General features: G+C 69.4%; 20 protein-coding genes. 10 read left to right on the top strand and 10 right to left on the bottom strand.

Annotation, left to right across the window (positions count from 1 at the left end; genetic code table 11):
- Window positions 1-177 precede the first annotated feature (177 nt).
- Window positions 178-1,296: a DNA polymerase III subunit beta gene (gene dnaN / locus JKL49_RS00285; protein ID WP_215337345.1), complete on the top strand. Its 1,119-nt coding sequence runs from the start codon at window positions 178-180 to the stop codon at window positions 1,294-1,296.
- Here the strand turns inward: dnaN and JKL49_RS00280 are convergent.
- Both JKL49_RS00280 and JKL49_RS00275 read right to left on the bottom strand, forming a co-directional pair.
- Complete coding sequence (locus JKL49_RS00280) at window positions 1,293-2,012, bottom strand: energy transducer TonB (RefSeq protein ID WP_283816648.1); 720 nt, start codon at window positions 2,010-2,012, stop codon at window positions 1,293-1,295. The two genes, dnaN and JKL49_RS00280, sit on opposite strands and share 4 nt — an antisense overlap.
- Window positions 2,013-2,344: 332 nt before the next feature.
- Entirely contained in the window at window positions 2,345-3,877 is a 1,533-nt protein-coding gene (locus JKL49_RS00275) for an energy transducer TonB (RefSeq protein WP_215337341.1), read from the bottom strand.
- 118 nt (window positions 3,878-3,995) lie between these two features.
- Here JKL49_RS00275 and recF point away from each other — a divergent pair, with 118 nt between their 5' ends.
- The 4 genes from recF (at window position 3,996) to JKL49_RS00255 (ending at window position 9,770) form a co-directional block, all read left to right on the top strand.
- The gene (gene recF, locus JKL49_RS00270) at window positions 3,996-5,141 is read left to right on the top strand and encodes a DNA replication/repair protein RecF (protein ID WP_215337339.1); all 1,146 of its coding nucleotides are present in this window, start codon (window positions 3,996-3,998) and stop codon (window positions 5,139-5,141) included.
- Entirely contained in the window at window positions 5,138-7,576 is a 2,439-nt protein-coding gene (gene gyrB / locus JKL49_RS00265) for a DNA topoisomerase (ATP-hydrolyzing) subunit B (protein WP_215337337.1), read from the top strand. Before recF ends, gyrB begins: the two co-directional genes overlap by 4 nt.
- A gap of 78 nt (window positions 7,577-7,654) precedes the next feature.
- Window positions 7,655-8,524 (top strand): class I SAM-dependent methyltransferase, encoded by an 870-nt coding sequence (locus JKL49_RS00260; protein WP_215337335.1) that lies wholly within the window; start codon window positions 7,655-7,657, stop codon window positions 8,522-8,524.
- A 169-nt stretch (window positions 8,525-8,693) separates the two neighbouring features.
- Window positions 8,694-9,770: a methyl-accepting chemotaxis protein gene (locus tag JKL49_RS00255; RefSeq protein ID WP_249777998.1), complete on the top strand. Its 1,077-nt coding sequence runs from the start codon at window positions 8,694-8,696 to the stop codon at window positions 9,768-9,770.
- Here JKL49_RS00255 and recQ read toward each other — a convergent pair.
- The 3 genes from recQ to JKL49_RS00240 are packed head-to-tail and all read right to left on the bottom strand — an operon-like array spanning window position 9,767 to window position 13,886.
- Window positions 9,767-11,599 carry a DNA helicase RecQ gene (gene recQ / locus JKL49_RS00250; protein WP_215337331.1) on the bottom strand — a complete coding sequence of 611 codons (1,833 nt, stop codon included), beginning with the start codon at window positions 11,597-11,599 and terminating at the stop codon, window positions 9,767-9,769. The genes JKL49_RS00255 and recQ overlap by 4 nt on opposite strands.
- A gap of 39 nt (window positions 11,600-11,638) precedes the next feature.
- Entirely contained in the window at window positions 11,639-12,103 is a 465-nt protein-coding gene (locus JKL49_RS00245; protein WP_215337329.1) for a BLUF domain-containing protein, read from the bottom strand.
- A gap of 43 nt (window positions 12,104-12,146) precedes the next feature.
- Window positions 12,147-13,886, bottom strand: a complete 1,740-nt coding sequence (locus JKL49_RS00240; protein ID WP_215337328.1) for an N-acyl-D-amino-acid deacylase family protein — start codon at window positions 13,884-13,886, stop codon at window positions 12,147-12,149.
- A gap of 195 nt (window positions 13,887-14,081) precedes the next feature.
- Here JKL49_RS00240 and JKL49_RS21150 point away from each other — a divergent pair, with 195 nt between their 5' ends.
- On the top strand, window positions 14,082-14,213 hold the full coding sequence (locus tag JKL49_RS21150; RefSeq protein ID WP_283816589.1) for a hypothetical protein: 132 nt from the start codon (window positions 14,082-14,084) through the stop codon (window positions 14,211-14,213).
- Between the two features lie 77 nt (window positions 14,214-14,290).
- Here the strand turns inward: JKL49_RS21150 and JKL49_RS00235 are convergent, their stop codons facing one another.
- A complete protein-coding gene (locus JKL49_RS00235) occupies window positions 14,291-14,506 on the bottom strand; it encodes a GIY-YIG nuclease family protein (protein WP_347340332.1) in 216 nt (71 codons plus the stop codon).
- A gap of 179 nt (window positions 14,507-14,685) precedes the next feature.
- Window positions 14,686-15,141, bottom strand: a complete 456-nt coding sequence (locus JKL49_RS00230; protein WP_215337327.1) for a COG3650 family protein — start codon at window positions 15,139-15,141, stop codon at window positions 14,686-14,688.
- A gap of 47 nt (window positions 15,142-15,188) precedes the next feature.
- On the opposite strand from JKL49_RS00230, the gene JKL49_RS00225 reads away from it, so the two are divergent.
- The 4 genes from JKL49_RS00225 to JKL49_RS00210 all read left to right on the top strand — a co-directional run bounded on the left by JKL49_RS00225 (window position 15,189) and on the right by JKL49_RS00210 (window position 19,171).
- Window positions 15,189-16,325, top strand: a complete 1,137-nt coding sequence (locus tag JKL49_RS00225) for a DNA cytosine methyltransferase (RefSeq protein WP_215337326.1) — start codon at window positions 15,189-15,191, stop codon at window positions 16,323-16,325.
- Between the two features lie 227 nt (window positions 16,326-16,552).
- Window positions 16,553-17,545 carry a cysteine synthase A gene (gene cysK, locus JKL49_RS00220; RefSeq protein WP_215337325.1) on the top strand — a complete coding sequence of 331 codons (993 nt, stop codon included), beginning with the start codon at window positions 16,553-16,555 and terminating at the stop codon, window positions 17,543-17,545.
- Between the two features lie 7 nt (window positions 17,546-17,552).
- The gene (locus JKL49_RS00215) at window positions 17,553-18,746 is read left to right on the top strand and encodes an FAD-dependent oxidoreductase (RefSeq protein WP_215337324.1); all 1,194 of its coding nucleotides are present in this window, start codon (window positions 17,553-17,555) and stop codon (window positions 18,744-18,746) included.
- Complete coding sequence (locus JKL49_RS00210) at window positions 18,743-19,171, top strand: very short patch repair endonuclease (protein ID WP_215337323.1); 429 nt, start codon at window positions 18,743-18,745, stop codon at window positions 19,169-19,171. The genes JKL49_RS00215 and JKL49_RS00210 overlap by 4 nt, the downstream gene beginning before the upstream one ends.
- Here the strand turns inward: JKL49_RS00210 and JKL49_RS00205 are convergent.
- The 3 genes from JKL49_RS00205 to JKL49_RS00195 form a co-directional block, all read right to left on the bottom strand.
- Window positions 19,168-19,626 carry an OsmC family protein gene (locus tag JKL49_RS00205; protein ID WP_215337322.1) on the bottom strand — a complete coding sequence of 153 codons (459 nt, stop codon included), beginning with the start codon at window positions 19,624-19,626 and terminating at the stop codon, window positions 19,168-19,170. The two genes, JKL49_RS00210 and JKL49_RS00205, sit on opposite strands and share 4 nt — an antisense overlap.
- A 2-nt stretch (window positions 19,627-19,628) precedes the next feature.
- Window positions 19,629-21,416, bottom strand: a complete 1,788-nt coding sequence (locus tag JKL49_RS00200; RefSeq protein ID WP_215337320.1) for an acyl-CoA dehydrogenase C-terminal domain-containing protein — start codon at window positions 21,414-21,416, stop codon at window positions 19,629-19,631.
- 93 nt (window positions 21,417-21,509) lie between these two features.
- Window positions 21,510-21,983 carry a MerR family transcriptional regulator gene (locus JKL49_RS00195; protein WP_215337318.1) on the bottom strand — a complete coding sequence of 158 codons (474 nt, stop codon included), beginning with the start codon at window positions 21,981-21,983 and terminating at the stop codon, window positions 21,510-21,512.
- Window positions 21,984-22,068 lie beyond the last annotated feature (85 nt).

The following is a 22,068-nucleotide window of genomic DNA, read 5'->3' as shown; positions in this document are numbered from 1 at the left end:
ATGGTCACCTGCGCAGACCCGTCCGGCGCGGCCCAACGCCACATATCTTCGCCTTCCACAAACGAGGGGCCCTCGCCCCCTTCCGCACGGCAGCATTTCGGTTAAAGTCGCAAGTCCCTTCCTCCTCGGGAGGCGGCGGCGCACGGGCGCGCCGTTGGCCACAGGTTCGGACTGACCATGAAATTGACGATCGAGCGGGCGGCGCTTCTGAAGGCGCTCGGGCATGTGCAAAGCGCGGTGGAACGCCGCAACACCATTCCGATCCTCTCCAATGTGCTGCTCTCTGCCGAGGGCGAGCGTCTGACCTTCTCGGCCACCGATCTCGACATGGAGATCATCGACGAGGCCTTCGCCCAGGTGGAGCAGCCCGGCCAGATCACCGCGCCCGCCCACACCCTCTATGAGATCGTCCGCAAGCTGCCCGACGGCGCCGACGTGTCGCTGTCCTTCACCGGCGAGGACCCGCGCCTGACCGTGGCCGCCGGCCGCTCGCGCTTCAACCTGCCGGTGTTGCCGGCCGGGGACTTCCCGGTGATGTCGGCCGACGGCCTGTCGGGGCGCATCGGCGTCGATGTCGGCGACCTGATCCGCCTGATCGACAAGACCAAGTTCGCGATCTCCACCGAGGAGACCCGCTATTACCTCAACGGCCTCTACCTGCACTCGGTGGTGGAGGGCGGCGTGGCCAAGCTGCGCGCCGTCGCCACCGACGGCCACCGCCTGGCCCTGGCCGAGATGATCGCGCCTGAGGGTTCGGCCGGCACGCCCGGCGTCATCGTGCCCCGCAAGACCGTCAATGAGGCCCGTCGCCTGCTGGAGGACGCCGGCGAGACCGTCGACCTGGCGCTCAGCCCCCAGAAGGTGCGATTCGAATTCGGCGGCGCGGCCCTGACCTCCAAGGTCATCGACGGCAACTTCCCCGACTATGTCCGGGTCATCCCCAAGGACAACGACCGGGTGATGATGGTGGACAACAAGCTGTTCGCCAAGGCCGTGGACCGTGTTGCAACTATCTCTGCCGAGAAGAGCCGCTCCGTGCGCATGGCCATCGAGCCGGGCCGCGTGATCCTGACGGTCCGCAACATGGAGGCCGGCCAGGCCGTCGAGGAGATCGAGGTCGACTACGACGGCGAGAGCTTCGAACTGTCGTTCAACGCCCGCTACCTGCTGGACGTCACCGACCAGATCGGCGCCGAGCTGGCCGAGTTCCGCTTCGGCGGCCCCAACGACCCGGCCCTGGTCCTCGACCCCACCGACCCCGATGTCCGCTACGTCCTGATGCCGCTGCGGGTCTAGGGCGTCGGCTCAGGTGCGATGCGTTTGGCGACGCAGTCGTGTCGGGCGCAGAGCGAGATCCGGGCGGCCTCACGCATCTTCAGAACCTCTGCGCCGACTACACGATCATCGCGCATCCGGGTGAACTGCAGCGTTTTGGGGGTCCGGCCGGGCCCATTAGCGGGATCGAACATTCGTAGAAGATCTTCGTCACTGTACTCTGTGATGTTTTCGAGAACGACCGCCTCAATCAGGCTTGGAATGCCCTCGCGTATCGCCGCTCGTATGGCGAGGTCGGCATCCGACCACAGGGACGGGCTCATGCCCGGCGAGGGGCTTGAGGTGAACAGTTTTCCTATCGAAACCTCAGCGTCCGCCGAGGTGGTGCCGCGGACATCCGCAAGCGCGGCCAGGGCCCTGACCAGTTTCAGCCGCGTGGCAGAGGCTTCTGGCGGCCGGTAACCTACCGAACTTGCAAGTCCCGGGGGGATGGGAGTGACTAGGCGCAAGGGAACGCGGATTTCCCCACCGGGAACCGCCCGTCCGTCGACGGTCTTAGGCCGAAACCGGAACGATTGGCTCATGATGAGAGCTGCGTTTCCAAAACCCCAACCCGACGGGGACTCGCCCACAACCGTGCAAGCGTCGGCACGTCCCAACACTGTGATCTGGCAACGGATCAATGCGTATCCATCAACGCCAAGCAAACCAGCTACCTCTGGGAAAGCCTTCGCCATTGCGTCGGAATCGGGCGTTTGGAGCCAGTCTGGATTAACCACGACGGGGCTCCTGGCGAAGGCAGGCGCTGCCAATAAGCTCGCGCACAGCCCAATAGCGATGAGATTCCTTTGCACGGCGCCCCCTCAACCCAAGGCGGTATCCTAGCGGGCGTATCGCCCGGCTCAAGCCCATTGCTGCGTCGCGCCCGTCGCCAAATCCTGGAGGATGCCTCCGTGGTCTGCACGGCCTTCGCCGGGCCTGACGCCGACCGACTTCCGCTCCGACGGGCGTGCGCCTTCCTCGGCGGTTGGGGCCCAGCCACGCCGGCACGCACCTAAGGGCAGGGCCCCTAGTCCGCCGCGCAGGCGTGGGCGGCGCAGAAGGCGGTGCGGGCCTTCGCGTCGGCCTGGGTCTGGACTTCGGCAAGCGCCACGGCCAGCCGCAGATTGAACGCGTCGTCGCGGCCGGTGGCGAGCTGGCCGGCGCGGCTGTGCAGGAAGGCGGCGGTGCTGGCGAGCTCCGGCTCGGTGAGGGTCGCCACATAGACTGCCGCGTGGGCGTCCAGCAGGTCGGGGAGATCTTCGATCACCGCGCCGCGATAGGCTTCGCCGGCGTCGCGGGCCACGGCCTCGTCCAGGCCGGGCTGGTGGCTCAGCAGCCATTGGCCCAGCTCACCGGCCTGGTCGGCGGTCGCCTCGACCCCCTGGGCGCGGACGATCTCGCGGGCCAGGGTCAGGGCGCGGGACGGGCGGGGCCGCACGGGCTCAGGCGGGGTCTCGCGCGCGATGCTGAAGAAGGTCGGCAGGTTGACCCGGTCGCCCGCCGCCCCCTGGGCCATCAGGTCGGGATCGAGGCGGTAGCTGCCGGCCACCTTCAGGCCCGCCGCGCCGAACCCCAGGCGCCTCGGCTCCTGGGCCAGCACCTGGCAGTCCTCCAGGGCCCCGGCGACGGCCACCCGGCATTGCAGCATGGCCCAGCCGTTGAGGCGGAAGGCCTGGGCGCCCAGGGGATAGGCCGCCTGGGCCTCGATCAGGCTGGGCGCCTGGGACCACCGGGGTTTGTCGATGAGGACCTCGGGCGCCTCGGCCAGGGCGTGCAGGTCAGGCAGGGTGGCGTCGCTGCTGCAGTCCTGGCGGCCGCAGAAGGTGTCGCGGGCCCGGGCCAGCACCAGCTGGGTATGGGTCGCCTGCACCGCGGCGAAGGCCTGGTTCATCTGCGGCCCCTCGGCGTTCAGCGTCCGCAGCGCCGGACCCTTGAGATAGGCCAGCCACTGCGCCACCTCCGCCGGGCTCAGGGTCGCGGCGATGCTGCGCGCGGCGGCCTCGGCGACCTGGGGCGCGGCCGCCGCCCGCGCGTCGGCCAGGGCGGCCAGGCCCTGGGCCAGCACCATGGGTTCGGCGCTGCCGCCCGCGATCTTGTCCAGGTCCTCCGTCAGGCCCCGGGCCAGCCGTCCGGAGATGCCGCTCAGGTCCGCGGCGCGGCGCGCGGCGTCCAGAGCTGTCGGGGACGCGAGGGGCTCAGGCTCGCCCTGGCCCGGCGCGGGCAGGGCGAAGCGGATCGGGATCCGGACCGTGCCGCCTGCCACCGGCTTGCCGTCCACCCGCTTGGGCTGCATCGCAAACAGCTTGCTCATGGCCAGGGCGGCCTTGTCGAAGCCCAGGCCTGCGGGCGAGGCCGCTACGCTGACGCAGGTCTGAAGCCGTCCCTTGAGGTCCACGGTGCAGCTGAGGGTCGCCCGGCCCTCGATCGCCAGGGTTCGCGCCAGGCCCGGATAGTGGTCGGCCAGGGCCTCGGCGTCGGGCCGGGCCACCCAGTCGGGCGGCGACATGCGCGGCGGGTCGGCCCGCGCCGCCCCCGCCACGGCGAACGCGGCCAGTCCCATCGCCAACAGCCGCACGCGCACGCCACCCCTTGGAAGTCGCCCATACCCTAGCTTGGCGCGGGCCGCGCTCAAGGCCATGCCGCTTCGCGCGCGAGTGCGAAGCCTGTATGACCCGACCGTGACCCGCACGGCCCTTACCCGCCTGACCCTGACCGACTTCCGCTCCTACGGCCGCGCCGAGCTGCCGCTGGACGGTCGTCCTGTGTACCTGATCGGGCCCAACGGGGCGGGGAAGACCAATCTGCTGGAGGCCGTCAGCCTGCTGACGCCGGGCCGCGGCCTGCGCGGGGCGAGCCTGGCCGAGGTGGGGCGCCGGATGCCGGGGGAAACCCAGGGCCGCGCCTGGGCGGTGGCCGCCACCCTCGAGATCGACGGCGAGCCGGTGCGGATGGGGACCGGGACCGAGGTGGCCGGCGCCGCGCGGCGCACCGTGCGGCTGGAAGGCGAGTCCGTGCCGCCCGGCCGGCTGGCCGACCACCAGCGACAGGTCTGGCTGACGCCCGCCCAGGACCGGCTGTTCCTGGAGGGGGCCGGCGACCGCCGCCGGTTCTTCGACCGCCTGGTCTTCGCCGCCGAACCCGCCCATGCCGCCCACGCCACCGCCTATGAGAAATCCCAGCGCGAGCGGATGCGTCTGCTCACCGACGGACCGGCCGACCCCGACTGGCTGAGCGCCCTGGAGGCGCGGCTGGCGGAGGCCGGGGCGCTGATGGCGGCGGCTCGGGCCAGGACGCTGTCGGCCCTTCAATCGGAGATAGACGAGCGGGGCGACCGGCCCTTCCCCCAGGCCCGGCTAAAGCTTGCCGGCGCCTGGGAGCAGATGGCCGCCGAAGGGGTCGAGGTCGAGGAAATCGAGGCTCGACTGGTCGCCGCCCTGGCCGTGGCCCGCGAGCGCGACGCCGCCGCCGGCCGCATGCTGACCGGCCCGCACAGGGGCGATCTAGAGGTCATCCATGCCGAAAAGGACCGGCCGGCGGCGGAATGCTCAACCGGCGAGCAGAAGGCCCTGATTCTGAACCTGGTTTTGGGTCAGGCGGCGCGACTTTCACGTGCAGAATCAGGACCAAACCCTATATTGTTGCTAGACGAAGTCGCAGCGCATCTGGACCGCCGCCGGCGGGCCGCATTGTTCGACGAAATCACGGCGCTCAAGCTGCAGGCCTTCCTCACCGGCACCGATGAGCACCTGTTCGAAGATTTGAAGGGCCGGGCCCAGGGCGTCCATGTGGACGGCTCCAGCCTGACCTATCTGGATACCGAATGACCGACGAAACGCAGATCCCCGACAACACCCCCGAAAACAACGGCCAGGCCGAATACGGCGCGGAGTCCATCAAGGTCCTCAAGGGCCTGGACGCCGTGCGCAAACGCCCCGGCATGTATATCGGCGACACCGACGACGGGTCGGGCCTGCACCACATGGTCTATGAGGTGGTGGACAACGCCATCGACGAAACCCTGGCCGGCTGGGCCACGCGGGTCGAGGTGATCCTCAATCCCGACGGCTCGGTCACCGTCACCGACGACGGCCGCGGCATCCCCACCGACATTCACGAGGGCGAAGGCGTCTCGGCGGCCGAGGTCATCATGACCCAGCTGCACGCCGGCGGTAAATTCGACCAGAATTCCTACAAGGTCTCGGGCGGCCTGCACGGCGTCGGCGTCTCGGTGGTCAACGCGCTTTCCGACTGGCTGCGCCTGAAGATCTATCGCGGCGGCAAGGCCTACGAGATGGAGTTCCGCCGCGGCGACGCGGTCTCGCCCCTGATCGTCACCGGCGATGCGCCCTTGCGCGAAAACGGCGAGTTCCTGTCGGGGACCGAGGTCACCTTCATGGCCTCCACCGAGACCTTCGCCTTCGTCGAATTCGACCGTAAGACCCTGGAGCATCGCCTCCGCGAGCTGGCCTTCCTCAATTCCGGCGTCACCATCTGGCTGAAGGACAACCGCGAGGCCGAACCCTTCGTGGAGGTTCTGCACTATGAGGGCGGCATCGAGGCCTTCGTGCGCCACCTGGACAAGGCCAAGACCCCGGTCCTGAAGACCCCCATCGTGGTGCGCGGCAAGCGTGAGAACGTCGAGCTGGACCTGGCCCTGTGGTGGAACGACGGCTACCACGAGAATGTCCTCTGCTTCACCAACAACATCCCGCAGAAGGACGGCGGCACCCACCTGGCCGCCTTCCGCTCGGCGCTCACCCGCATCATCACCAGCTATGCCGAGAGCTCCGGCGCCACCAAGCGCGAGAAGGTTTCCCTGTCGGGTGAGGACAGCCGCGAGGGCCTGACCTGCGTTCTGTCGGTCAAGGTGCCCGACCCCAAGTTCTCCAGCCAGACCAAGGACAAGCTGGTCTCCTCCGAGGTGCGCCCCGCCGTCGAGGGCCTGGTGTCGGACGGCATCGGTCAGTGGTTCGAGGAGCATCCGGTCGAGGCCAAGCTGATCGTCCAGAAGATCGCCGAGGCCGCCGCCGCCCGGGAAGCGGCCCGCAAGGCCCGAGACCTGACGCGCCGCAAGACCGCGCTGGATATCTCCTCCCTGCCCGGCAAGCTCGCCGACTGCCAGGAACGCGATCCCGCCAAGTCTGAAATCTTCCTGGTGGAGGGCGACTCCGCCGGCGGCTCGGCCAAGCAGGCGCGCAACCGCGAGAACCAGGCCGTCCTGCCCCTGCGCGGCAAGATCCTCAATGTCGAGCGCGCCCGCTTCGACCGCATGCTGGGCTCCGATCAGATCGGCACCCTGATCACGGCGCTGGGCGCCGGCATCGGCCGCGACGACTTCGATATCGAGAAGGTCCGCTACCACAAGATCGTCATCATGACCGACGCCGACGTCGACGGCGCCCACATCCGCACCCTGCTGCTGACCTTCTTCTACCGGCAGATGCCGCAGGTGATTGAGCGGGGTTACCTCTATATCGCCCAGCCGCCGCTCTATAAGGCGGCCAAGGGCAAGTCGATCACCTACCTGAAGGACGACCCGGCGCTGGAGACCTATCTGGTCAATGAGGGCCTGGAGGGCGCGACCCTGGACCTCGCCGGCGGCGAGCGGCTGTTTGGCCAGGACCTGCTGGCCCTGATCCAGACCTCCCGTTCGGCCAAGGCCAATATCGAGCGCCTGTCGTCGCGCGCGCCGGCCTTCGCCATCGAACAGGCGGCCCTGGGCGGCCTGTTGGCCGAGGGCCAGAACATCGAGGCCGCCGCCAAGCGCCTCGACCTCTATGCCGAGGAAAGCGATGGCAGCTGGAGCGGCGAGCCTGGTCCGGCCGGCGGCTTTGTGTTCAGCCGCGTGAAGCGGGGCGTGTCCGAGCGCGTGGTGCTGGACGACCTGCTGCTGCAGGCCGCCGACGCCCGGCGCCTGGCCGAACGCGCCGCCACCATGGCCGACACCTTCTCGGCCCCGGCGGTCTTCACCCGCAAGGACAAGGTCACCACGGTGCGCGGACCGCTCGACCTGGTGGGCGCGATCATGGACGCCGGCCGCCGGGGCCTGGCCATCCAGCGCTATAAGGGTCTGGGGGAAATGAACCCCGAGCAGCTCTGGGAAACCACCCTCGACGTCGACGCCCGCACCCTGCTGCAGGTGCGGGTCAACCACGCCGACGACGCCGACGATATGTTCACCCGCCTGATGGGCGACCTGGTGGAGCCGCGCCGCGAGTTCATCCAGGCCAACGCCCTCGATGCCGAGGTGGACGTCTAGCCTCCTTGCCTTGGCCGCGCGGTTTGGGCAAAGGGGCCCGTCGCGCGGCGCCCTGCCGCCTAGGTTGAGGTTCTCCGCGTGCTGCTGATCGATGAAGCCAGGATCGTGACCGAGGCCGACGGCCTCGCCGCCCGAGGCGCGACCGTGAACGAGGTGCTGGAATTCCTTCGGGGCAAGCTCTCGCTGGACGCCTTCGGGATGCTGCTGTTTGATTTGCCGCGCGAGGACCTGCCGGCGCTCTCGAAGCTGCTGCCGCGCATGGCCAGCGACGAGACCCAGCGCAACTTCACCGGCGACTCAGGGCTTTCCCTGCTCAAGCCGACGGTCAGCTTCATCCGGGCGCTGGCCTATAACTACGCGGCCCTGCGCAACCGCTCGCTCTCGGGCGCCAAGATCCTCGACTATGGCTGCGGCTATGGGCGGATGACCCGGCTGCTCTACTATTTCAGCAATCCCGAGGCGATCTGGGCCGTGGATCCCTGGGACCTGGCGGTGAACCTCTGCCGTGAGGCCAATCTGGCCGGCAATGTCGCCCAGTCGGACTATCTGCCCAAGGGTCTGCCGGCCCCGGAAGCCGCCTTCGACGTGATGTTCGCCTTCTCGGTGTTCACCCACACCTCGCGCAACGCCACCGACGCGGCCCTATCGGCCCTGCGCAAGCACATCGCCCCGAACGGCCTGCTGGCCATCACCATTCGGCCGGCGGAGTACTGGGTCGTGAACCCCGACTACGCGCCCCAGGCGGAAACCTACCAGGCCAAACATGCCGCCGAGGGCTTCGCCTTCGTGCCGCACGGCCGCGACACGGTGGAGGGCGAGGCCACCTATGGCGACACCTCCATGACCCTGGAGTTCCTCGCGGCGAACTACCCCGACTGGCGGATCGAGGCGACGGACTGGGCGCTGGCGGACCCCTATCAGCGCTATGTCTTCCTGAAGCCTGCCTGATTTCTGCGCATGGGCTGCTCAAAAATCAGGATATTTGACGTTTCCGGCGGGAAAATGCATCGGAGGCCTGCAGCGCCACATTCAAATTAGTCGCCGCGACTCACCGATCATGTGCGCATACACCAACGACATCCCGTCAGAATGGTGCGTCGGCGCAAGAGGATGCGGTTTGGCTGAGTCCGACGGTAGTCTGGTCCCGGAACGCATTCTGGAGCTCTCCGAACGCCTGTCGTCCGTCGCGGGCGCGAAGATCGGCGAGATTTCCTCCATCAATCGCGAAGCCAAGATGCTGGCGATCAACGCCCTGATCACGGCGGCGCGCGCCGGTGAGGCGGGGCGCGGCTTCGCCATCGTCTCGGAAGAATTCAAGCGCATCTCGCAGGAGATCGACGAGGTCGCCCAGGCCCTGGAGAGCCAGGTCCGCGCCGACCTGCAGGAACTGTCCCTGGTGGGCGGGGCGATCCTGTCCCATCTGCGCGGCCAGCGCCTGGCCGACCTGGCGCTGAACGCCATCGAGATCATCGACCGCAACCTCTATGAGCGCACCTGCGACGTCCGCTGGTGGGCCACCGATTCCGCCGTGGTGGCCGCCGTCGCCGAGCCGACGCCCGAGGGCGCGCGCCATGCCAGCAGCCGTCTGAAGGTCATCCTGGACGCCTATACCGTCTATCTCGACCTGTGGATCTGCGACGCGGCGGGACACGTGGTGGCCACCGGCCGGCCGCAGGTCTACCCCGCGACCCAGGGCCTCTCGGTGGCCGGCGCCGGTTGGTTCCAGCAGGCCATGAAGACCGCCTCGGGCGACGAGTTCGTGGCCTGGGACATCGAGCGGGCGCCGGCGCTCAACAACGCGCCGGTGGCCACCTACGCCACCGCGATCCGCCAGGACGGCTTGAGCGACGGCAAGGTGATCGGGGTGCTGGGTATCCACTTCGACTGGAAGCCCCAGGCCCAGGCGGTGGTGGACGGGGTGCGGCTGACCGACGAGGAGCGGGCCCGCTCCCGGGTGCTGCTGCTGGATCACGCGGGCCGCGTGCTGGCCTCCTCCGACCAGCGCGGTGAGCTGGACGAGACCTTCCGCCTGCTCGCCAACGCCGTGGGCATGGGCAGCTACGCCACCGAGCAGGTCACCGTCGGCTATGCCCTGACCCCCGGCTACGAGACCTACCGCGGCCTCGGCTGGTACGGCGCCATCACCCAGCGCGAGCCAGACGCCGCCTCGTCGGCCGCGTCCCAGGCCGCCTAGCTCTCGAACCCCTTCACCACCTCGATCACCGCCTCGCCGTAGCGGGCGAGCTTGCTTTCGCCGACGCCCGAGACGGCGGCCAGGCGGGGCAGGGACCCGGGCTTGGTCTGGGCGACCTCGATCAGGGTGCGGTCGGGGAAGATCACATAGGGCGGCACGTGCTGGCGCTTGGCCTCGCCGGCCCGCCAGTAGCGCAGGGCCTCGAAGAGAGCCGCGTCGCCGGGATCGATGTCGGCGGTCTCGCGGCGCTTGCGGGGCTTGCCCGAGCGGGTGGTGGGGTCGTGCTCCTCGGGCGCCTTGCGCAGGCCCACCCGGCGTTCGCCGCGATAGACCGCCTTCACGCCCTCGGGGTCGCCCAGGCCGATCAGCGGGCGGCCGTCATTGGGGTCTTCCTTCAGCAGGCCGTCGAACAGCAGCTGGTCCAGCAGGTCGCGCCAGCCGTTGACGCTGAACTCCTTGCCGATGCCGAAGGTGGTCAGCCCCGCCTCGAAGCTGGAGGGCTCCTTGGTCTTGCCCAGCAGGTGCTCCACCAGTCGTCCGCGCCCGAATCGGCCTCCCAGGCGGTGGACGGCGGACAGCGCCTTCTGGGCGGCCTGGGTGGCGTCGATGCTTTCGGGGGGCGACAGGCACAGGTCGCACTGGCCGCAGGGCTCCACGCCCTCCTCGCCGAAATAGCGGCGCACGGCGGCGGCGCGGCAGTTGGCGCCGTCCATCATGGCGTAGAACTGGCCGACCTTGCGCCGCTGCACGGCCTTGACGGTGTCGTCCATCTCCCGGCCGTCGATGCGGCGGTAGGCCCAGGCCATGTCGGCGGCGCCGTAGAGGGTGATGCCCTCGGCCGGATCGCCGTCGCGGCCCGCCCGGCCGATCTCCTGCCAATAGGCTTCGATGGAGGCCGGCGGATCGGCATGGATCACGAAGCGGACGTCGGGTTTGTCGACCCCCATGCCGAAGGCGATGGTGGCCACCATCACCGCGCTCTCGGCCTCCAGGAAGGTCTCCAGCCGTTCGGCCCGGACGTTCTTGTCGAGGCCGGCGTGGTAGGCCAGCGCGTGGGTCCCGGCGGCGCGCAGGCTCTCGGCCAGCTTGTCGACCCCGTCGCGGGAGCCGGCATAGACCACGCCCGAGCGGTTGGGCCGCGCCTCGATCAGCTCCAGCACCCGCTTGTGGCCGGCCCCGCGCTTGCGCTCGGCCGACAGCGCCAGCTCGGGCCGGGCGAAGCTGGCGACGAATTCCAGGGCGTCCTCCAGCCGCAGTTCGGCGCGGATGTCGTCGCGGGTGCGGGCGTCGGCGGTGGCGGTCACCGCCAGGCGCGGCACATCGGGGAAGATCTCCGCCAGCCGGCCCAGCATCCGGTACTCGGGCCGGAAGTCGTGGCCCCACTGGCTGACGCAGTGGGCCTCGTCGATGGCGATGAGCGCCAGCGGCGTGCGGCGCAGGCGGTCCATCACCGAGGAGGTCATCAGGCCTTCCGGCGAGATGTAGAGCATGTCCAGCTCGCCGGCCTCGATCCGCTCCCAGGTCTGGGCCTTCTCCCAGGGCTCGATATTGGAATCCAGCCGCGCGGCGGCGACGCCAGACTGCACCAGGCCCGCCACCTGGTCGGTCATCAGGGCGATCAGGGGCGAGACCACCAGGCCGAGACCGGGACGCATCAGGCTGGGGATCTGGTAGCAGAGGCTCTTGCCGCCGCCGGTGGGCAGGACGGCCATGGCGCTGCGCCCGGCCAGGACCTCTTCGATCACCTCGGCCTGGCGGCCCCGGAACTCGGCATGGCCGAAGGTGCGGCGCAGGATCTCCCGCGCCTCGTCGAGGGAGGCGGATGGCATGGCGGTCTTATGGCCTGCGTCGGCGGGCCTGCGAAGACCCTAGGCGCTGAGCGCGGTCCGATCTTGGATGCCGCGCACCGCCTTCAGCAGGCGCAGGGCCGCGAGGTCGGTCAGCGTGGTCGGATCGAAGACCTGGCGTTGCGACAGGGTGTCGAGGATGGCGTCGTCGGCGGCGCTGACGCGGCGGGCGCACATGTTCCAGTCGCCGAACTCACGGCCGCTCGCGGGGCCGGCGGAGAGCACTCGGCTCTCGGTGTGGCGCGGGTCGTTGAGGATGCGCTGATAGGTGGTCATTACCGCCCCGGCGGGGCCCTCCAGGGCCTGCAGGAACCAGCCGTCATGGACCAGCAGCAGGCCGGTGAGAGCCGTGGCGCTGTTGTTTCGGATCGAGGCCCGGATCAGGCCGTCGATCTCCTCATTGGGGTTCATCTCCGGCGTAAAGGCTTGCCGGCTGGCATAGATCAGGCGGTGCAGCGTCCGGCTGCTGGAAATTTCCTGCGACATGCCAAACCCTTGGCACGACGAGGATTTATGGACGCCTAACGCGTTACTCCGCCGCCATCGCCACCGGGGCGGCCTGGCTGCCCCGCAGCAGGCGGCCGGGCAGGGCGCCGGTGGGTTCGCCGTCGCGATAGGTGACCTGGCCCGCCACGAGGGTGGCGACATAGCCGTCGGCCCGCTGGATCAGGCGGCGCCCGCCGGCCGGCAGGTCGTAGGCCACCGAGGGCGCCTTCAGGGTCAGGTTTTCATAGTCGATGATGTTGAGATCGGCCCGGTAGCCCGGCGCGATCAGCCCGCGGTCGAACAGCCCCACCGCCTCGGCGGTGTCGCGGGTCTGCATCTTGACCATGGCCGACAGGGACAGCTTGGGCCCCCGGGTGCGGTCCCGGGTCCAGTGGGTGAGGTTGGAGGTGGGGAAGCTGCCGTCGCAGATCATCCCCACATGGGCGCCGCCGTCGGAGAGACCCGGCACGGTGTCGGGATGGATCAGCATCTCGAAGCTGGGGTCGAGGGAGCCGTCGGCATAGTTGAGGAACGGCAGGTACAGCATGCCCCGCCCGCCGTTCGACAGCATGTGATTCAGCGCCAGTTCCTCCGGCGTCACCCCCTGATCGGCGGCGAGCGCGGCGATGGTGCGGTCGGCCGTCTGTTCGTAGTCGGGTTCGTCCCCCATCAGGAACATGATCCCCCAGTTGCGGGTCATGTTGGCGGCGAAGGCGGGATCGGTCGCCGCGCCCTCGGCGAACAGCTGGGCGCGGAAGGCGGGATCGGAGAGCGTGGCGACCCGCTCGGCCAGGGGCGCCTTGGCGATGGCCTGGTAGCTGGGGCGGCTGGTGAAGGGATTGAGGGTCAGCTCGAGGCCAAACAGGATGCCCACTGGGCGCCCGGCCACCTGGGCTTTCATCTGCAGGCCGGCCTCATTGGCTTGGCGCAGTTGGTCCAGCAGGAACGCGTACTGCCGGGGCTGCCGGGGGTTCTGCACCAGGGAGAAGGACAGCGGCCGGCCCGACCGCTCGACGATCCGCCGCAGCATGGCGAATTCCTCGGCGGGATCATTGAAGTCGGAGACGAACTGCAGGGCGCCCTTGCCCGCTGCCGCCAGGCCCAGGGCGATGCCGGTGAGCTCGGCCTCCGACGCCGTCAATGTCGGGGTCGGCTGGCCGTCGCTGGTGCGGTGGTTCAGGGTGCGCGAGGTGGAGAAGCCCAGGGCGCCGGCCTCCATCGCCGCCTTGGCGATGGCCGCCATGGCCGCGATGTCGGCCTCCGTCGCGTCCTCGCGATTGGCGCCCCGCTCGCCCATCACATAGACCCGCAGGGCCGCGTGGGGCAGCTGGCTGCCGATATCGACGTCGAAGCGGCGCCCCGCCAAGGCATCGAGATAGTCGGGATAGCTCTCCCAATTCCAGGGCAGACCCTCGGTGAGCACCGGGAAGGGGATATCCTCCACGCCCTCCATCAGCCGGATCAGCCGGTCGTGGTCGGCGGGCTTGCAAGGGGCGAAGCCGACCCCGCAATTGCCCATCACCACCGTGGTGACGCCATGCCAGGCCGAGGGCTGCATATGCCCGTCCCAGGTGGCCTGGCCGTCATAGTGGGTGTGGATGTCGACGAAGCCGGGGGTCACCAGCTTGCCGCCGGCGTCGATCTCGTCGGCGCCTCGGCCGCGCACCTCGCCGACCTGGGCGATCAGCCCGTCCTTGATGGCGATATCAGCGGCATAGGGCTCACCGCCCGAGCCATCGACCAGCCGGCCGTTGCGGATCACCAAATCCCAGGCGCGCTCCATGGCGGCCTCCCTGTCGTTCTTGTCGTTGCGCGAAGTGGGCTCCCGACAAGGCCGGCTGGTCAAGGGCGCCGCGAGGGCAGGGCGGTTAGTTTCGGTTCAGGGAACCGGCGAAATCGTGGCGTGTTTTCTCGATGCGTTAACCGCCAAGAAGCTAGGCTGTTGCATCAGATCAAAGGGGTTCGGGAGGACCCTGCCATGGCGCTCAAAGCCTTTTTCGCCGCCGCCACCTTCGCCGCCGTCCTCGTCGGCATGGCCCTGCCCAGCGGCCACAAGCCCGACCAGGCCGGTGAACCCCAGATCGCGACCATGTCGCTGGGCCGGGGTTAGACCAAACCCAGTCGTCATCCCGGCCGTAGCGTAGCGGAGAGCCGGGACCCAGGGGTCAAGCCCGAGGCGTTACGAATTCAACGTTTCGTAGAGATCGAGCCACTGCGGGTCTCGATCAGCTCGATCTTCCAGGCGCGCCGCCAACGCTTGATGCGTTTCTCGGCGGCGATCGCCTCATCGACGCTGGGAAAGACGTCATACCAGACCAGACTCTTGACCGGGTAGGTCGCGGTGAAGCCGGGCGTTCGGCCCTCGCGATGCTCGTAGGCGCGACGTGAGAGGTTCGTGGTCACGCCGGTATGCCGGTATAGAGCGTGCCGTTCCGAGCGTTGGCGAGACTGTAGACGTAGGAGTTGCGCTCCACTTGGAGATCTCGCGTGACGTCATCTGCGGGCAGCGATCCCCGGCACTTTGCGCTTGGCCCCTGGGTCCCGGGTCTCCCCTTCGGGTCGCCCGGGATGACGAGATGTATTTACTGCCCTTCCTTCGGCATGGCGTCAGCCTTGCCCGCGCAGCCCTTCAGGGTCTCGGCGCCCAGCTTCACCTCGGCGGCATAGGCGTACTTGAGGTCCGACATGCCGTCGGAGCAGGCCTGCAGCGTCAGGGTCACGGTCAGCCGGTCGGCGCCCGCCTGGGTGTCCCAGACCGCCTTGCCGCCCTCCATCTTCAGGCCCGGGTTGTTCCCCACGGCATTGGGATGGTCGGGGCGCTGCAGGGTGATCTGGGTGTCGCGGATCTGCAGGCCCCAGAAGGGCTCTGTGCCGCGCGCGTCCATGTCGCCGGCGAATTCCTCCGGGATCGGCGTGGCCTTGGGGGTCGCGGGCGCCGGAGCTGGCGCATCGGCCGGCGGCGGGGCGTCGGATCCGTCCGGCGCCTGGGGCGCGCAGGCGGCGAGGAGCAGCAGGGACGCAAGGACGATTGAACGCATGGCGGCGATCCTTTCCCAGGGGCGGAAGCAGGCTAGACTTATCTGCGATGAGTCGGAACGCCCCACGCCGCTTCTATGAGTTCTTCGCCGGCGGCGGCATGGCTCGTCTGGGCCTGGGGGACGGCTGGACCTGCGCCTTCGCCAACGATTTCGACCCGGTGAAGTCGGCCACCTACCGGGCCAATCACGAGGACGCCGAGGGCCACTTCCACCAGGGCGATGTCTGGAAGCTGGAGCCGGCCGACCTGCCGGGCCGCGCCGACCTCGCCTGGGCTTCGTCCCCCTGCCAGGACTTCAGCCTGGCCGGCGCGCGGGCGGGCCTGACCGGCGGTAGGTCCTCGGCCTTCTTCGGGTTCTGGCGGTTGATGGAGGCTCTCGGCGCGCAAGGCCGGGCCCCGCGGACCATCGTAATCGAGAACGTCTGCGGCCTGTTGACCTCCGGCGCCGACTTCACCGCCCTGTGCGCGGCGCTGGGGGCCCAGGGCTACAGCTTCGGCGCCCTGGAGATCGACGCCGCCCGTTTCCTGCCCCAGTCGCGGCCGCGCGTGTTCGTGGTGGCCACCCTCGCGCCTGTCCCCGCCAGCCTCATCGGCGACAGCCCCTTCCACTCGCGCCTGGTGCGCGAGGCCCACGCCCGTCTGCCGGCCGAGCTGGCCGCCCGCTGGATCTGGTGGCGCGGCGCGGCGCCGGCGACCCGCAACAGCGACCTGGCCAGCCTGCTCGAGCCCGACGACGCGGTGACCTGGCACTCAGCCGCCCGCACCCAGGCCCTGATCGCCCTGATGGCGCCCCTGCACCGTGCCCGCCTTGACGCGCTGAGGGCCTCGGGCCACCGGGCGGTGGGCGGTCTTTTCCGCCGCATGCGGGTGGAGAACGGTGTCCGGGTGCAGCGAGCCGAGGCCCGGTTCGACGGCGTCGCCGGCTGCCTGCGCACCCCGCGCGGCGGCTCCTCGCGCCAAACCCTGGTGGTGGTGGAGAGCGGCGAGGTGCGCACCCGCCTGCTCAGCCCCCGGGAGGGCGCCCGCCTGATGGGCCTGCCCGAGACCTATCAGCTCCCCAAGGCGGCCACCTCGGCCCTGCACGTGATTGGCGATGGCGTGGCGGTTCCGGCGGTGCGCTGGCTGGCGGTGACGATCCTCGAGCCTCTGCTGGACGGCACGCCCGCCGTGCTGGCGGCGGAGTAACATCAAGCCCCGCTCATCCCGGCCTTCGCCGGGATGAGCGGGTATGGGATAGCGCGTAGCGCCTCCCTCTCCTCCTTTGGTTTGGGGATTGGGTTCTCGACCCCGCAAGGGGAGAAGGACAGTGATGTCATTAGAAAACCTCCGCCCCCACCGGGCAGAACCTCCCTTCCAAATCCTGTCGGCGGGGTTAGGGTCTGGCGCAAAGAGACCCTCCAGAGACCAGACCCATGGCCGACGCCGCCGACACCTCCGCCTATGACGCCGCCCGCTACAAGCGGGCCGGCCGGGGCAAGATCTATGAGTCCATCATCGACACCATCGGCGACACGCCCCTGGTGGCCCTGCCCAACCTCACCAAGGCGCTGAAGCCCAAGGGCACGGTGCTGGCCAAGCTGGAGTTCTTCAATCCGATCGGCTCGGTGAAGGACCGGATCGGGGTGGCGATGATCGAGAGCCTGGAGGCCCGCGGCATCCTCAAGCCCGGCGGCGCCATCATCGAGCCCACCAGCGGCAACACCGGCATCGCGCTGGCCTTCGTGGCCGCGTCCAAGGGCTACAAGCTGACCCTGGTCATGCCGGAAAGCATGTCCATCGAGCGGCGCAAGATGCTGCTGATCCTGGGCGCCAAGCTGGAGCTGACCCCGGCCGAGCGCGGCATGGCCGGCGCGGTGGCTCGCGCCAAGGAGCTGGTGGACGCAACCCCGGGCGCCGTCATGCCCCAGCAGTTCGACAACGCCGCCAACCCGCTGATCCACCGGGTCTCGACGGCCGAGGAAATCTGGAACGACACCGCCGGCGCCGTGGACGCCGTGGTCTCGGGCGTCGGCACCGGCGGCACCATCACCGGGATCGGCCAGGTGCTGAAGGCCCGCAAGCCCTCCCTGCGGATGATCGCCGTCGAGCCCGAGGCCTCGCCGATCCTGTCGGGCGGCAAGCCCGGCCCGCACAAGATCCAGGGCATCGGGGCGGGCTTCGTGCCCTCGATCCTCGACCGCGGCGTGATCGACGAGATCATCCAGGTTTCCAACGACGACAGCTTCGCCATGGCCCGGCGGGTGGCGCGCGAGGAAGGTATCCCGGTGGGGATTTCCTCGGGCGCGGCCCTGACGGCGGCCTTCGACGTGGCCTGCCGCGACGATTTCGTGGGCAAGACCGTGGTGGCCATAATCCCGAGCTTCGCCGAACGCTACCTCTCCACCGCCCTGTTCGACGGCCTGTAGGGCTCCCATGCGCGCCGCCGTCGTCGGCTGCGGCGTCGCGGGCATGGCGGCGGCCCTGGCCCTGGCGCGCCGGGGCCACGAGGTCACCGTCCTGGAATGCTTCGACACTCCCCGGCCCCTGGGCTCGGGCCTGCTGTTGCAGCCCTCGGGCCTGGCGGCGCTGCGGGTGCTGGGCCTTGATCAGGCCATGCTGGCGGCGGGCGCGCGGATCGACCGGCTGGACGGCCGTGATCTGGCGGGCCGGCGCATCCTCGACATGGCCTATGAGCACTGGCGGCCCGGCGGCTATGGCCTCGGCGTCCACCGCGCCACCCTGTTCCAGCTGCTGCACGACGCCCTGGCGCCCGCCGGGGTAAAGGTGTTGACCGGGGTCGATGTCGTCGGCCTGGAAGACCCAGCCCAGCCTCGCCTGATCGACACCCAGGGCCGCGTCCACGGCCCCTTCGACCTGGCGGCAGTCGCCGACGGCTCGGCCTCGCGGCTGCGCAGGCTCGTGCGGCCCGGGGCCCGCGCGCGGATCTATCCCTGGGGCGCGGTCTGGGCCAACGCCGGTGATCCCGAAGGCCGGTTCTCCGGCGCCCTGCACCAGCGCTATGACGCGGCCTCCACCATGATGGGGGTCCTGCCCATCGGCGCCGGGCCGGACGGAACGCCGGACCAGGTCAGCCTGTTCTGGTCGATGCCGGTGGCGGCCATGGACGCCTTCTTCGCCGGCGATCTCGTCGCCTGGCGGACCCGGGCCCTGGCGGTCTGGCCGGAGGCCGAGCCCTTGCTGGAAAATCTCCGCGCCCCCGCCGACTTTTCCCGCGCCACCTATCGCGACGTTGCGGCGGGGCGCTGGTGCGCGGGGGGCCTGACCTTGATCGGCGACGCGGCCCACGGGACCAGTCCGCAGCTGGGCCAGGGGGCGAACCTGGGCCTGCTCGACGCCGTGGAACTGGCCGAGCGGCTGACGCCGGGGCGTCGCGTGGCGGTGTCGCTGGCCCGCTTCCAGGCGGCGCGGCGGCGGCAGACCGGGGTCTATCAACTGGCCTCACGGGCCCTGACGCCGCTGTTCCAGTCGCGCGGTCGGATCGGGCCCCTGATCCGCGACTGGCTGTTCGCCCCGGTCGCCAGGCTGCCCCTGGTGCGGGGGATTTCTGCCCGGGTGCTCACCGGCCTGTTCCGCCTCGGCCCGACACCGAAGAGCCTGCGCCCGTGACCGACGTCTACGGCCCGGAGAAGCGCTCGGCGGTGATGCGGCAGGTGAAGGGCAAGGACACCAGCCCCGAGATGAAGGTCCGTAAGGCGCTCACCGCGCTCGGCGCCCGCTACCGCCTTCACCGCAAGGACCTGCCCGGCTCGCCCGACATCGTCCTGCCGGGCCGACGGCTGGCGATCTTTGTCCACGGCTGCTTCTGGCACGGCCACGACTGCGCGCGCGGAGCCCGGGTTCCCAAGGCCAACCGCGACTACTGGGTCGCCAAGGTCGGCCGCAACCGGGCGCGCGATGTTGTCTCCCGCGAGGCGCTGGCGGCCCTGGGCTGGCGGGTGGAGACAATCTGGGAATGCGACCTGAAGGACGAGGCGGTGTTGAGGGCGCGGCTGGCGGGGTTGCTGGGGGCCAGCCCGCCTAGTCGCGCCTAGCGCGCATCCACCACCACCTCGGTTTTCACCGAGTTGGCGATGTAGCATTCGTCGTGGGCCTCGTGGTGCAGCTGGTCTAGCTGCTGCGCCGTGGGCTCCGCGCCCTGCCAGGTGATCACCGGCCGCAGCCAGACCTTGGTCAGGGCCATCCGTCCGGGACGCACTTCCTCCATCACCCCCTCGGCGGTGTCATGATACCGGACCGCCAGGAAGCCCGCCAGCCGGGCCCGGTGCAGGAAGGTCAGCATGTGGCAGTTGGAGAGCGCGGCCACCAGCATCTCCTCCGGATCGACCGCGGCCTCCACCGCCCACCTGCCCACCACGTGGGGCGAGGCCGAGGCGGCCAGCGCGACGCCACCGTCGAAGGTGATGGTGTGGCCGCGGCTGTAGCGGCCCTTGCCGAAGTCCTCGCCGTCCTTGAGGGTCCAGAGGACCTCGGCGACGTATTTCGCCATGGTCAGAAGGCCTCCGCCGGCAGGGCCATCATCAGCTCCGAGCCGGTTATCAGCTTGGCCAGGTGGGCGCCGGCGTCGGGCAGGACGCGCTGCATGTAGTAGCGGCCCACGGTCAGCTTGGTGGCGTAGAAGGGGTCGGTGTCGCCGGCGGCGATCTTGGCCTGGGCGGTCTTGGCGATCAGGGCCCACATATAGGCCAGCGCCGTCAGGCCGAAGAGGTGCATGTAGTCGGTGGACGCCGCGCCGGCGTTCTCCGGGTTCATCAGCCCGTTCTGCATCAGCCACATGGTGCCCTCCTGCAGCTTGGCCTTGGCGTCGGCCAGGCCTTCGGTGAAGGGCTTGAGGGCGGCGTCGCCCTCATTGGCCTCCACGAAGGCGTCAACGTCGGCGAAGAAGCTCATCACGGCCCGCCCGCCATCGGCCGCCAGTTTACGGCCCACCAGGTCGAGGGCCTGGACGCCGTTGGTGCCCTCATAGATCAGCGCGATGCGGACATCGCGCATGTACTGGCTGGCCGGGAAGTGCTCGGTGAAGCCCGAGCCGCCGTGGATCTGCAGGGCGTCGGAACAGACCTTCAGCCCCTTGTCGGTGAGGAAGCCCTTCACCACCGGGGTCATCAGCGCCATGTAGTCGCCGGACTTCTGGCGCACCGCCTCGTCGGGGCTGGCGTGGGCCAGGTCCCCCTGCAAAGCCGTCCAGAACAGGAAGGCGCGGCCGGCCTCGATGACGGCGCGGCTATCCATGAGCATGCGGCGCACGTCGGGGTGGACGATGATCGGGTCGGCGGGGCCGTCCGGATTCTTCGGCCCCGTCAGCGAGCGGCCCTGCAGGCGGTCCTTGGCGAAGGCCGCGGCGGCCTGATAGGCGGCCTCGGCCTGGGCGATGCCTTGCAGGCCGACCCCAATGCGGGCCTCGTTCATCATCACGAACATCAGGCGCAGGCCCTGGTTCTCGGTCCCCACCAGCCAGCCGGTGCTCTCGTCATGCTGGATGACGCAGGTGGCGTTGCCGTGGATGCCCATCTTCTCTTCGAGACCGGCGCAGAAGACGCTGTTGCGCACGCCCGGCTTGCCGTCGGCGTCGGGAATGAACTTCGGCACGATGAACAGGCTGATGCCGCGCACACCCCCCGGCGCGCCCTCGATGCGGGCCAGCACCAGGTGGACGATGTTCTCGGCCATGTCGTGCTCGCCGCCCGAGATCCAGATTTTCTGGCCCGAGATCTTGTAGCTGCCGTCACCCTGCGGAACCGCCTTGGTGCGCAGCAAACCCAGGTCCGTGCCGCACTGGGGCTCGGTGAGGTTCATGGTGCCGCCCCATTTCCCGGAGACCAGGTTGGGCAGGTAGAGGCTCTTCTGCTCGTCCGACCCGCCGTTGAGGATCGCCGAATAGGCCCCGTGGGTCAGGCCCGGATACATGGAAAACGCCATGTTGGCCGAGGAGCTCATCTCCGAGAAGGACAGGTTGACCACATGGGGCAGACCCTGGCCGCCATAGGCGGGCTCGGCGCCCAGCGCCGGCCAGCCGCCCTCGACCAGCTGGGCGTAGGCCTCCTTGAAGCCCTTGGGCGTGGTGACCGTATTGTCCGGATGCCAGGTGCAGCCTTGCTTGTCGCCGACGGCGTTCAGGGGCGCGAGGACCTCGGCGGTGAAGCGGCCCGCCTCGTCGATGATCTGCTCCACAACGTCCATCGAGGCGTCGGCGAAGGCCGGCAGGTCAGCGTACTTCTCGATCTGCAGCACGTCGCGCAGCAGGAAGACGTGGTCGCGCACGGGGGGCTGATAGGTCATGTCGGCTCCGGGAAAGGTCAAAGGGCTCCCGACGGGTCGGAAGCCCTTCAAATATATAGCTGAGGTTTGCCGACGGCGCGAAGCGCCGAGGCTCTACTTGGCGTGTTCGAGATCGCCGAGGCGCTCGCGCAGCACCTGGTCGTAGTCGGCCGCGCGGGGCAGCAGGTCGGGCCGGGTGCGCGACAGCTGGCGTTCCAGGCCGTCGCAGCCGGCGCGCAGCTCCTCGATGGCCTTGTCGATGTCCTGGCGCTGGGCCTCCAGGGCGACGATGCGTTCGCGGAATTTGGTCAGCGACTTGACGTTCTGGGCCGTGCCGCCGTCGTTCAGGTCATAGAGGTCTAGGATCTCGCCGATCTCGGCCAGGGCCAGACCGACCCGCTTGCCGTTGAGGATCAGCTGCAGGCGGCCCCGGTCCTTGTAGGAATAGACCCGGTTCATGCCGTCGCGGGCGGGTGCCAACAGGCCCTTGTCCTCGTAGAACCGCAGAGCGCGCGGCGTGCATTTGAACTCAAGGCACAACTGACGGATGGTGAAGGTACGCGCCGGCCGGCGCAGTTCCATAGGCATCTGGATGTCCTCCCTCGACACTTTTGCTTTCCCAACGCGTAAACCTGAGTTCCGTTAACGTCAATATGATCGTTGGTCACTTAGC

Origin of the sequence: Phenylobacterium glaciei (genome assembly GCF_016772415.1) — a bacterium.
GTDB lineage: Bacteria > Pseudomonadota > Alphaproteobacteria > Caulobacterales > Caulobacteraceae > Phenylobacterium > Phenylobacterium glaciei.
Note: the sequence above shows the minus strand (reverse complement) of the source record. Positions and strands in the feature narration are given on the sequence as shown.